This is a genomic window from Salegentibacter sp. Hel_I_6 (genome assembly GCF_000745315.1).
Classification (GTDB): Bacteria; Bacteroidota; Bacteroidia; order Flavobacteriales; family Flavobacteriaceae; genus Salegentibacter.
Genome location: NZ_JQNQ01000001.1, coordinates 737,308 through 749,457, shown reverse-complemented (window position 1 = coordinate 749,457; position 12,150 = coordinate 737,308). Strand labels below are relative to the sequence as shown.

At 35.6% G+C, this 12,150-nt stretch carries 11 protein-coding genes; 4 read left to right on the top strand and 7 right to left on the bottom strand.

Going from position 1 to position 12,150, the window contains the following annotated elements; translation table 11 throughout:
- The first annotated feature begins 11 nt into the window (after positions 1 to 11).
- From FG27_RS19090 to FG27_RS03375, 4 genes are all read left to right on the top strand, one after another.
- Entirely contained in the window at positions 12 to 188 is a 177-nt protein-coding gene (locus tag FG27_RS19090) for a hypothetical protein (RefSeq protein WP_156101185.1), read from the top strand.
- Between the two features lie 56 nt (positions 189 to 244).
- On the top strand, positions 245 to 2,233 hold the full coding sequence (locus FG27_RS03385; protein WP_037315516.1) for a sensor histidine kinase: 1,989 nt from the start codon (positions 245 to 247) through the stop codon (positions 2,231 to 2,233).
- Complete coding sequence (locus FG27_RS03380; RefSeq protein ID WP_037315514.1) at positions 2,226 to 2,903, top strand: response regulator; 678 nt, start codon at positions 2,226 to 2,228, stop codon at positions 2,901 to 2,903. The genes FG27_RS03385 and FG27_RS03380 overlap by 8 nt, the downstream gene beginning before the upstream one ends.
- Positions 2,904 to 2,986: 83 nt before the next feature.
- The gene (locus FG27_RS03375; RefSeq protein ID WP_081912583.1) at positions 2,987 to 3,232 is read left to right on the top strand and encodes a DUF4256 domain-containing protein; all 246 of its coding nucleotides are present in this window, start codon (positions 2,987 to 2,989) and stop codon (positions 3,230 to 3,232) included.
- Between the two features lie 26 nt (positions 3,233 to 3,258).
- Here FG27_RS03375 and FG27_RS03370 read toward each other — a convergent pair whose 3' ends face one another.
- From FG27_RS03370 to FG27_RS03340, 7 genes are all read right to left on the bottom strand, one after another.
- The gene (locus FG27_RS03370) at positions 3,259 to 4,635 is read right to left on the bottom strand and encodes a TolC family protein (protein WP_037315512.1); all 1,377 of its coding nucleotides are present in this window, start codon (positions 4,633 to 4,635) and stop codon (positions 3,259 to 3,261) included.
- Between the two features lie 8 nt (positions 4,636 to 4,643).
- Complete coding sequence (locus FG27_RS03365; RefSeq protein ID WP_037315510.1) at positions 4,644 to 6,011, bottom strand: HlyD family secretion protein; 1,368 nt, start codon at positions 6,009 to 6,011, stop codon at positions 4,644 to 4,646.
- A gap of 2 nt (positions 6,012 to 6,013) precedes the next feature.
- A complete protein-coding gene (locus FG27_RS03360) occupies positions 6,014 to 7,678 on the bottom strand; it encodes a peptidase domain-containing ABC transporter (RefSeq protein ID WP_037315508.1) in 1,665 nt (554 codons plus the stop codon).
- A gap of 133 nt (positions 7,679 to 7,811) precedes the next feature.
- Positions 7,812 to 9,089, bottom strand: a complete 1,278-nt coding sequence (locus tag FG27_RS03355; RefSeq protein ID WP_051935738.1) for a kelch repeat-containing protein — start codon at positions 9,087 to 9,089, stop codon at positions 7,812 to 7,814.
- Positions 9,090 to 9,324: 235 nt separating this feature from the next.
- Positions 9,325 to 9,477 carry a hypothetical protein gene (locus FG27_RS03350; protein ID WP_037315506.1) on the bottom strand — a complete coding sequence of 51 codons (153 nt, stop codon included), beginning with the start codon at positions 9,475 to 9,477 and terminating at the stop codon, positions 9,325 to 9,327.
- 144 nt (positions 9,478 to 9,621) lie between these two features.
- A complete protein-coding gene (locus FG27_RS18595) occupies positions 9,622 to 11,760 on the bottom strand; it encodes a M56 family metallopeptidase (RefSeq protein WP_051935737.1) in 2,139 nt (712 codons plus the stop codon).
- Between the two features lie 3 nt (positions 11,761 to 11,763).
- Positions 11,764 to 12,129 (bottom strand): BlaI/MecI/CopY family transcriptional regulator, encoded by a 366-nt coding sequence (locus FG27_RS03340; protein ID WP_037315504.1) that lies wholly within the window; start codon positions 12,127 to 12,129, stop codon positions 11,764 to 11,766.
- Between the last annotated feature and the right edge of the window lie 21 nt (positions 12,130 to 12,150).

Genomic DNA, 12,150 nt, shown 5'->3' with positions numbered 1-12,150 from the left:
ACATAAATACTATGAAACTTAAAGCAACTTTATTTGGAAGCCTATTTTTAGCCTCTTTTTTAATCTCTTGTGAGCCTGAAGCGCTACCTGAAGATCAACCTCAAATGGAAGATGAAATAATCAATATAGAAAAAACGGCTTCAGGAGATGAAAGCAATCCTATTGATGACAAGAGAAATGAAGATTAAATTGTAATAATTTTTTTCGTAAGTTTAGATGTTTTCAAATAAAACCCTACTTGCATTTGAGTAAAATAAACTACTTATTATTCTCGTTTTTTTTTATTCTTATAGCGTGTAATGTAGATAATAATTATTCTAGTTCATCAAAAGATTATAATGATCTTAAGCATCATATCCTAAGGGAAAAAAGAACTGATTCTATCAATGAATTGCTTGATAAATTTTCTAATGATTCCCTTAAAAATAAATTTTTATTGGATATCGCTTACGAATTTTATATTCGAAAAGATTCTTCCTGTTTTCGTTACTGGAATTCGCAGGCAAAGGATATGGCCGTTAAGTATGGCCTTAAAAAAAACATTGCCCTTACAAATTGGGATTTGGGTAACTTTTTTTATCGGGAACATATAATAGATAGCTCTTATTATCATTACAATCTGGCTTATGAGCAATACCTGGACGCTAACGACGATTTAAAAGCAGGTAGGATGTTATTAAATATGGCAATCCTACAAGAAAAAGTAAAGGATTATATTGGAAGCGAGAATAGCACTTTTCAGGCCCTTGATTTAATCGAAAATTCTACTGAGAGCCAAAATTATGTGTACCCTGCCAACAATAACCTTGGCATAATCTATAACGGTTTAGAAGATTATTCTGAAGCGCTCACATATCATTGGAAAGCTCTGGGAAATGCAAAATCGCTGCAAGATCCTATAAGAACTGCGAGGTCTTATAACAATATCGGGGTAGTATATCAAAAACTAAAAGATCACGACAATTCTATTTTAAATTATACTAGGGCATTACAAATTGATAGTATCTACCAAAAAGAAGCAAGTCTTTTTGCCATGCTTACCGATAATTTGGGCTATTCAGAATTTAAACTTGGCAATTACCAGATTGCCTCTTTTCTATTTCAGAAAGCACTTAAAATTCGGGATAGTATTCAGCACGAGTCGGGGATTGTGATTAATAAACTTCATTTAGGAGAATATTATCTTGAAAACGGAGATACTACACAAGCGTTGCAATATACCCTGGAGGCAAATTCCCTGGCTGCAGACACGCGAAATAATAGAGACCTCCTCGCTTCTTACCTTCAGCTTGCTAAAATTGAACCTGAAAAGGCACCTTCTTACCTGGATAGTTATATCCATTTAAACGATAGTTTACTTAATGAAGAACGGGCTATCAGGAATAAGTTTGCCAGAATTAGGTTTGAAACCGATCAATATATTCAGAAAACCCAGCAGCTCAGTAATGAAAAGTTATGGCTTGGTCTAATTGCGGTAATTTTAGGGGCTTCATTATTTCTACTTTATCTTTTAACCAATCAAAAAGCCAAGAATAAAGAACTTAAGTTTCAAAAAGAGCAACAGGAATACAACGAGGACATTTATAAACTTCTCCTTAAACAACAAACCAAGCTGGAGGAAGGCAGACAAGAGGAACGCGCCAGGATTTCCAGCGAATTGCACGATGGCGTTCTAGGAAAACTTTTTGGTATTAGAATGAATTTTGGTTTGCTAAATTTAAAAGCACCTAATCAGGTTTCAGAGAAATATCACCTGTTATTGGAAAAACTACAACATACCGAAGAGGAGATAAGGCAAATTTCCCATAATCTTATCAGTGAGGTTTCTGATTCACATCTTAATTTCGCCAAATTACTGGAACAACTTGTAGCCGATTATCGCTCACTCACTTGCGCAGCAATTAATTTTAATTTTGATGAAGATATTGATGGGGAATTAATTGACGAAAACATCCAAATTAACTATTATCGTATTTTGCAGGAAGCCTTACAAAATGTAGTAAAGCACGCTGAGGCTAATAAAGTAAATGTCAAAATTTATAGGCGTGAAGACTTTCTATTTATGGAAATTTTGGATGACGGGAAAGGCTTTGACGAACGTAAAAAAGTTAAAGGAATTGGTTTAAAAAATATGAAAGACCGAATGGAAAAAATTGGTGGACAGTTTGAATTTCAAACTTCAGCCACCGGTACAAAACTCTTGTTTGAGGTGAAAATTCAAAATAATGGATAAATCAGTTTCGGTATTAATTATAGATGACCACCCAATTATTGCAAGTGCTTACGAATCTGCATTAGAAAGTTTCGTTACTCAAAATGCTGCTTTTAATTTTAAAATTACCAGCATTTATAACCTGGATGAAGCCCAATTATTAATCGAAAATCCAGGTTTTATAGAAAATCTTGACCTGGTATTTTTAGATATGCGATTACCGGCGAGTAGTGACGGTAAACTGGTTTCAGGTGAAGATCTTGGTAAGCTGTTAAAGTTGAAAAAACCGACAATCAAGATTATTGTTTCCACCACTTTTAACGATAATTATAGATTACATAATATTTTACAATCTCTGAATCCGGAAGGGTTTTTAGTAAAAAATGATATTAACCCGAAAGAACTTTTAAGTGCCATAGAAAATGTCCTGGCTGGTTCCCCATACTATAGTAAAACCGTGCTTAATTTACTTAGAAAGCAGGTGGGAAGCGATATTTATTTAGATGAACTGGATCGTAAAATGCTCTATGAGCTTTCTATTGGTGCGAAATTGAAGGACTTAAGCGATTTAATACCCTTATCTGTTGCTGGAATTGAAAAACGCAGAAGAAATTTAAAGAAAATGTTCGGTATTTCTGGTGCTGAAGACCGGGATCTTGTAAAAGTGGCGAGGGAAAAAGGATTTTTGTGATTTTTCTATTAAATTTTAAAGTTCTTTAATTTTTTATTACAGAACTCTTCAAAAAAGTAATTCTTAAGTTTAGTAGAAAATTAATGCTTCGAAACCAGCGCTGTAGCAATGTCGGATATGATGAAGGTAATTTACTTTCTGAAGAAGAGTATCGCGAACTTCAGAAATTAGGTGATTTTGATACCAGTTGGCTAAAGACACCTGCTAAAATTCGTAAACTTGGTGGAGCCATTTTTGGGGATTTGCGATTCGGACATACTTTTATTTATCACAATGGTGCCGAATCATCTTATGCATCCAGGGGATTTAGAACGCATTTGTCGGTTTAAATTATAAGGAAATATACTGATTTTATCTACTCCACAGGATTAGTTCCCAGTACCTGGAGATACTCTGCTTGAGTCTTTAAATATTTAGTTTGAAGATCTAACTGTTCCAGCCTGGCCTCAATTAGTCTTGATTCACGGGCATTAATCAAAAATATTGAGCTTTCTCCAAAATTAAATTTACGTATTTCTGCACCAAGAAGTGCTGAGGCGTCCCCAACCATTTGATCGATCATTTCGGTTTGCTCTATGAAACTTTGTATTTGTTGTTGCAAAGCGGCAATTTTAGCTTGAAGTTGCTGGTCTTTTAAACTTAGTTCTAATTTTGCATCCTCTAGCTCATATTCGGCGATTCTAAGATCTCCACGCTCTTTTCTAAGAAATAAGGGCATAGAAAATCTTAGGCCTGCTTTATAGGCCCCAGGATTAAAAGTTTCAAAATTATCTGGTTCTTCTGATAAGAAATTATATTCCAGATCTATCTGAGGCAGTAAGGCATTAAACCTGTAGCGACGTTCTATTTGTAACGCTTCAATTTTTCGTCTATAGAATTCTAGTTGAGGATGACTACTTAATTCGGCTTCGGGAACTTCGGAAAGTAACGTAATAAAAATTTCTTCTGTAGGTGATGGTAAAACCTGCTCCTGTAATATAAGTGGTTGATCCTGATCCCAGAGGAAAGTAGAGAGTTCTAACCTTATTTTTCTAAGATCTACTTCAGCCTGGTTGGCTTGCAATCGTCGCTTTTGTAAGGCTAATCTTGCCTCTACCGTATCTATTCCGGCTAAAGCACCAGTTTGGGCCTGCCGGCGAATACCGCTATAACGTTCGTTAGCGTTTTCCAGGAAATCTTCAAAGATTTGTAATTTCTCCTGCGCCCTAATCCATTCAAAATAAACAAAAGATGCTTCCAGCAAGATATCGTTTACCATTAACTGCTGCTCGGCTTCGCTTTGTTCTCTGTAGGCCTGAGCTTTTCGCAAACCGGCCATTCGGGAGTTAATCCAAAGTCCTTCCCCAAGCGAAAGAACCACCCCGGCACTGAATAAACCCGCATCTGGTAACTCGTTTTGAGGGTTTAAATAAGCACCCTGGTTTTGTTGAAATCCTCCTTTTAATTTTAACCCATACCACATAGGTACTTGTAACTGGGCATCTAAGAGATCGTAATATTCTGTTCCTTTATACTCTTTTCCTTTGTAATCTACCTCAAAACGAGGGTCAAAAGCGCCTCGTGCCGATTGTACTTCAGCATCGCCTATATTGCTAACCAGTCCCGCCTGGCTTACTACTGGATGCTCGCTTATCACCATATCTAAAAATTCGGTGTAGCTTAGGCTATCCGTTTGTGCCAGGGCAGAAGAACAAACAAAGAATAAAAGAAAAAAATACTTAACTAAGCGCATTTATCAACTTACTTTTTATCGTTACTTGTTGAGGTTTGCCCCTGGGAATCACCCTCTGGTGTGTAATAATTAGGAGGGAAACCATTTAAATTTCGCCATAGTTCATACCAAATAGGTACATTTTCAAGTAGTGCGATGGTTTGTGCACCACTACCAATTCCTATTTGCTTGGGCCAGGGATTGTCTTCGCTGTCTGGAGACAGTAACACCCTATACTTTCCGTTTTTAGAAATATAGTTTTCTACAGCAACTACTTCAGCGCCATACGTACCGTAAGATAGGTTCGGCCATCCGCTAAAAATAATTGCAGGCCAGCCATCAAATTGAATTCGTACATCTTCCCCCACGTGAATTAAGGGCAAATCTAATGGTCTAACATATGTTTCTACAGCAATTTGGTAGTTAGATGGCATAATGCCCACTAATTGTTCCCCCTGGGAAAAGGTTTCACCTAAACCGGCGCGCAATGCTTTGTTTACATAGCCATCCTGTGGCGCCACGATATAATACAACGTACTACGCTGCTCGTAATTAGAAAGTTGTATCTGTAATTTATCAACTTCTGCCTCAGTATTAAGCTGATTGCCCTGTGAGGTGAAAATCTCCTGCCTTGTTTTGGAAATTTTATCGGCATATTCAGCGGTAATTCTATTTATTTCTATTTCAGCATTTATCACTTCGTTTTCGCTGGATAGTAATTGATTTTCCTGAGCTATTAAGTTAGCTTGTGCCTCCTGCAATTTTAATCGTCTTTCCTCTAAATCGGCTAAAGATGTAATGCCTTCTTCCTGGAGGGTTTGCATACGTTCAAACTGTGTTCTTGCAATAGCAATTTGTGTTTTTGCGGCTTCCAATCTAATACTATCACTACGAACTTTTAGTTTGGCCTGTTCTATTTTATTCACCGCCTGGGTTCTTTTTAGCTCTCTTTCATTTTGCTGGGCGTCTAATTGCTGCCCCAGGGCTTCAATCTTTTCATTATAAGTTAGTGCTGAACGACTTTTTGCATCTATTTGTCCAGAGGTTCTATTGATTAGTAATGGATCAAAATAATCGCTACTAACTTCAGAAATCCTTAAAATAGTATCGCCTTTATTAACAAAATCCCCTTCGTTGATATACCATTGTTCAATACGTCCTGGGATAGGGGATTGAATGGTTTGCGGCCTATGCTCAGGGCTTAGGGTGGTCACATTACCTGTAGATCTTATATTCTGGGTCCAGGGTAGAAATAATATGATTACAAATAATACAAATAACCCAATAAGCACATAATTGAAAATCACATAGTGTTTTCTAAAAAACACAAACTTACCAGATTCTGAATCGGTAATATCTATTCGCTTGTGTAGTGTTTCTTCAGAAATATTCAGCATAACTACAGCGCTTTAATAATTTTACCTTCCTGTAATTCCAGGCGTTCGTCACAAACATCTTTCCACATTTTATCATTACTTGCAATCACAAGACTCCATTTATGCTCTGGATTGGTTAAAAATTTCAATAATCTTTTCTTTTCTGATTGTTCAAATTTCTCAAAAGGTTCTTTTAAAATAAGAATAGCAGGTTTTTTTACAATTGCCCTTGCGAGAATTATACGTTTAGCAATAAGGGTAGAAAGATACCTGCCTTCTGGATGAATTTGAGTGAAAATTCCATTGGGTTGATCTTTTACAAATTCTTTTAAACCGGAATGTTCCAACGCCCAATCTATATTTTGATCTGAAATAGATTTGTCTCCAAAAGTTATATTTTCCCAGAGACTGCCTTCAAATGGAATTTCGTCTGGCAAATAGGTGCCGAGTAGTTGCCTGTATTCATTTAGAACAAGGGTATGCCGGGCAGTATCATTAATATAAATTTTCCCTTTTGTAGGGGTGAAAATTCCTGCAATTAACTTTAAAAGGCTGGTTCTTCCATTCCCAGCATGGCCTGTTATAGCCAGAATTTTACCGGGGTTTAAAATAACATTGATACCTTTTAGAACAGTATGACCTTCCGGTTCAAAAGCTACATCTTTTAATTCCAGCTTAAGACCATTTGATGCGTCTATAGTATTTTCGTGATCAACATCTTCCAGAGGTTTATCAACTACCTGCCCAATCTTTTCTAAAGAAGTTAGGGTATCGTAAATATCTTCAAGCCCGCGGATTAATTTTTCTACTGAAGAAATTATTAATAAGATAATTATTTCTGCAGCCACAAATTGACCGATATTCATTTGTTGATTTAGAACCAGGGCTCCGCCAATGGCCAACAATCCACCGGCAACAAGCACCTTAAAAATAATAAGCTTTATATACTGAATTTCAAGCACGCCAAAATGATCTTCTCTTTCCTTTAGATATTTCGATGTAAGCCTGTCGTTTTTGTCCATGGCCAACTTACTGCGACCTGAAATTTTGAAGCTTTTTAAATTACGAGCCACTTCCTGAATCCAATAAGCAACCTGATATTTGTGCTTAGATTCATCTAAACTTGTTCTTAGTCCCTTTTCAGCAGTGAATTTAAAAACAATGTAAAGTAAGATTACAAGTAATAAGCCGTACAATATAAAAAATGGATGGTAAAGCGATAGCAAGATTACTCCAAAGATAATTTGCACAGTAGCAGAGGGGAGATCTAATAAAATTTTACTAACTCCTTTTTGAACCGTAATGGTATCAAAAAAGCGGTTTGCTAATTCAGGTGGATAAATATTTTGTAAGGCTTCACTTTTAATTTTAGGGAAACGATAAGAAAATTCAAAACTGGAACGCGTAAATATTTTTTGCTGAATATTCTCAGCTAATCTAAGTTGTAATAATTCAAAAACTCCTACTAAACCAACTGCAAGAGTTACTAATGCAACCAAAATTATCCAACTTGTACTTACTTTTCCCCCTTGAATTAAATTAACAATAGCTTGGATTCCCAATGGGACCGCAAGGTTAATTAAACCGGCAAATAGGGCATAGAAAAGAATGTGTTTTACATCACGTTTGTCTAGTTTTAATAAATTCCAAAGTCGTTTTACGGGCCTGCCTGGGTTCGTTTTGTTCATTAAATAAGGCTAAGTACTTTAACAATCTCTCTTTATGATATGCAAAATTAATTTTGAAAATAAGCTTTACCCATCATTTAATCAAATTTTAACGCTTGTTGCAAGCTCTTCGTTTTAAAGTTTGATTTAAATACTAAGGGTTGCTTTGCAAAGTTACTTTAATTGGTTCTTTTTTTCCTGCTCTTTTAATGATAAGTTCTCCCGTCTTTTGATTGCCTTTTATTTTCAATTCAAACTCAGCTCGAGGCTCTAAAATAAAAGGCAGTTTTCTTTTATTAACAATTTCAAAATTTTCACTAATACTTATGTCTTCAATTACAATGGCTTGATTGCCGCCATCATGAGCAATTTTTAAACTATTTGTGGGATTTTTTGAAAAATCGAGCTTATCTTTATTCGTTTTTAGTTTTCCTGCCAGGATCCTTTCGGTGCTAAAATTAAGTTTATTGTCTTTGGAAAATATTTCGAAAGATTTTAATTCGGGGCCACCACCGCGATTACCGCTACCGGCGCCAATAATTATTTGTTCATTCATAGTTATGGCCTGGGTGCCATGCCTGCCCTGTGATAGATGAGGTATATTCTCCCATTTTCCTTTTGAAAAATTAAAGAGTTCAGCTTCTTTATGTGCTGCTTCCTGGGCATCACTTTCGCCACCTAAAATAACGGGGTTGTTATCTATAAGACCAATTGCTGTGCCTGCTCTTGGTGTGGGAATATCTGCCACGCTAGACCATTTTCCGGTGGTAAAATCATAGATATCTGTTTGTTTAACGGTTCCAGCAAAACCACTATTCTCAACGCTTCCAGATTTTCTTCCGCCAGCAACAAAAAGTATATTTCCTGTTATTGCAGCCTGAAAATGATCCCGTTTATTAGGAGAATCAGGTAATTTTTTCCAGCTGTTTTTATAAGGATCATATTCGTCAAACCAATTTACCCATCCAGAAGTATGTCCGTTAGTTATTCCATTTATTAAATAGATCTTTTTGTCTTTTATAGCTACTCCTGCTGCGCCGCGTCTTCGATCTTCAGGAATTTCTGGTCCTTTTATCCAAAGGTCCTCCAGGGGATCGTAAATATAGATGTTCGGGATAGGATCTTCTTCGGGCCAGCCACCGGTAAACGCGCCTAATACATAAACGAGCCCATCAAGACTTACGGCCTGGGTATGATGAATTTCCAGTGGAGGCTGTGCGCCCTTCTTCCAGGTTTGGTTTTCAGAGTCATAAATATCAATGGGCTTGTTTCCCCGACCCCCAATTAAAATAAAGCGTTTCCCTGCCTGTACAAAAGCATTTTCATGTCTTTCCTGTGCTTCGCTATTAGCAGGAAGTTTTTTCCAAGATTGAGCGTTAATACTAACTATTGAAAAACAGAAAAGACTAAGAAGTAGGTATTTGTTTATCATAAATGGATTTTTCAATAAATATAGAGTTTCTATCGCAACCTACTTAAGATTTAACCAAGGCTTAACTGCTTTAGGTATTTGTTTTGAATGCTTAAGCAGGCTTAGTTATTGAGTTTTTGGCATTGAATATAAATCTAATTGATGCACCTGGAGCTTCTAAGAGTAGATTTTATAGTTTGAAGTGTGTAGATGCTAAATAGAAGTTCTAATTAATAATATTTTAGATTTACTTCTATTAGTCTAAAGAATTCCTGGTTACCCATGATTTCCAGCCAATAATAGCCATTTGTACTTTGCTGGCTTTTCTAAGGTCCAGTTCTTTTTCAGTATAGTTGGGCAGTATTTTTTTGTTGAGCTTAGAAAGCGCTTTAAAAAATTTCTTTTTCATAGTTGGTTGGGTTTACTTCAAAGATATTGAAAATCAGGGAAAATACCTCGTGGGGAGTTTAGGGAGCATTTAATTCTAAATTATGGCATAAAAAAAGGCAGGGGATGAGCCTGCCTTAAATTCAAATTAAAACAAAAAACTAAATTATTCTTCGACTTCTTTCCTGATAGTAACTTCTATAGCTCCGTAATCGGCTTCATTGCCATATTTCTCTATTGCAACATCACCTTTAAGAACATTTATTTTTTCAATGTCCTTAGGTTTGAGCTCTTTAAAGGCGGCTCCATTTTTCTTTTCACCATCAATAATTACTACCGGTCCAGTTTTTTCTTTATCACTAATGTAAAAACTGGTCGTTTGGTTGGGTTCTTTATTCCACTGAAAAGCATTGATATCTTTACCGGTGCGAAAACTAATTTCCTTTCCGTACATAATTTCATGATCGGTTTTTTTCTGAAATCTTTGAAATCCAAATGAATATGCTTTTGTTTTTATCTTCTTTTTTTTAGATTCCTTTTTAGATTTCTCTAAGACTTTAGTAGTAATAATTACTGCTCCGTCTTTGGCTTCTTCACCATACAGGGAAATAGCACTTTCGCCTTTAAGTACGTTTACGCTTTCTATTAATTTTTTATCTATAAGTTCTATAATTTCCTTTTTACTCTTTTCCCCGTTTAAAATATAAATTGGGTCGCCGGGAATTTCTTTAGGATTTAAAGAAGCACTTTTAGCCTTTATATTTTTTTGCTGCTGGCTGGTTTTATTCGTGTTAGTTTTAAGCGAAATTAAAGTGGGGGTTTTACCCTGCTCTATTTGCAGAAACTCCCTTTTAAAATCATTATTTTCTTCATCGATTCTTTTTAATTCCTGTTGTAGATTATCGAAAATTTTAGCATTTTCTGCAATGATAGCGCCGTGCTTTGCTTCATTTCCAAATTTTGCTTTAGCTTCCTCTGGTGTAGAAATACTAATTCCATTTTCGGTAATATCAAGGTATTTGTTAGCTAATTCTTTAGTAGAATATTTTTTACCGTCTATTATATATAAAGGGCTTTTACCAAGTTGATCTAGAAGGCTTCCATTTGAAGAAATAGAACCTTTCCCCATTAGAGCATTGGTCTTTCTAAAACCGGTTGCTTTTTTATTGATAAAGATTTCAAAAGTTTCTATCCCTTCTGAATTACTTGTGGAAAATTCCCCGGTTTCATTGGTTTTTTTATTTAAAAATGAAACTTTAATCTTGGTTAGTATTTCTTTGGAGTATTCAATATCTGAAAATTCAAGCTCTACATTGTATTTTTTAAAGACTTTAGAAAGCCTTTTGAAACTTTCCTCCTGAGAAAATTTAGTTAAGGTTGCTGAAATTTCATCTGTATCATTATAAAATTCAACATTACTAACTACATAATCAGATTTGGTTTGCGCTTCAGTGGTTACATTAAAAGCAAGCAAAAAGGCCAAAAGTGCCGGAAAAACCAGGCTTATTTTCCAAAGGCTGGAGTTTTGGGAAGATTTTTTATTCAGCATAAGAATTCTTTTTTTGATGAATGATTGATAAAAATGATTGGTAAGTGCCGGTTGTAAATTTGCTATTGAAACCTTGACCAGGGCTTGTTGATAAGATTTTTTTGCTCCCGAAATGGCAACCGTTTCCCTGTCGGCGATGTATTCTAAATTTTGTTCCACGCTTTTTTTATACAACCAGCTAATAGGATTAAACCAAAGTAGAGCGGTAGTAAGATTAGCGATTAAAATATCCAGGGAGTGATATTGGGCAGCATGTATCTTTTCGTGCTGCAAGATCATTTTTAGATCTTTTTTTGAATGCGCTACAGGATTATAAACGATGAATTTAAAAAAAGAAAAGGGGCTAACTGTAGCTCCAGTTTTCACAAAATTGAAGTTTTCGGCTTTTTTGATCTTGTTTTGCTGAATAAGACGGAATATATTATAAAGTTGAAGAGCGATTCTTATTAGCAAGAAGAGGGTAATAAGCAGATAAGTAAAACCCAGGATTTCCCAAACCCCAAAAGTTGAAGCTAAAGTTTCTGAAGTAACATTGGTCGTTAACGGGATTTCATTAAATGAAAAATTGTTGGATTCAACAATTACTTTTCGTGTAAAATAAACACCCGGTAACACAGCAGATGCTAGAATACCACCGAGTAAAAAACGCCGATTTACCTGAAAATTTGTTTCTTTTTTTAGCAGAAAAATATAGGCCAAATAGAAAATTGTGAGGATTCCCGCACTTTTAAGAAGGTAGGTTACTAATGCTTCCATAGGTTAATCCTTTTTCTCTTTTTCTATAATTTCGAGGATTTCACGAAGTTCATCGGCGCTGATTTTCTCTTCCTTGGCAAAAAAAGACACCATACTTTTATAAGAATTATCAAAAAAACGTTTTGATGTTAAACTCATAATATGTTTTCTATACTCTTCTTTGGAAATAGCAGGGTAGTATTGGTGGGTATTCCCGTAGGCTGTATGTGAAACAAAACCTTTATCTTCCAAATGTCGTACGATTGTAGAAACTGTATTGTAATGTAACTTCTGATCCTGGATATGAGGCAAAATTTCTTTTACAAAAGCTTTCTCCAGCTGCCAGAGAATGCGCATTACTTCTTCCTCTTTATTAGTTAGGCGTTTCATATTTATTTGTTTGATAGTTCA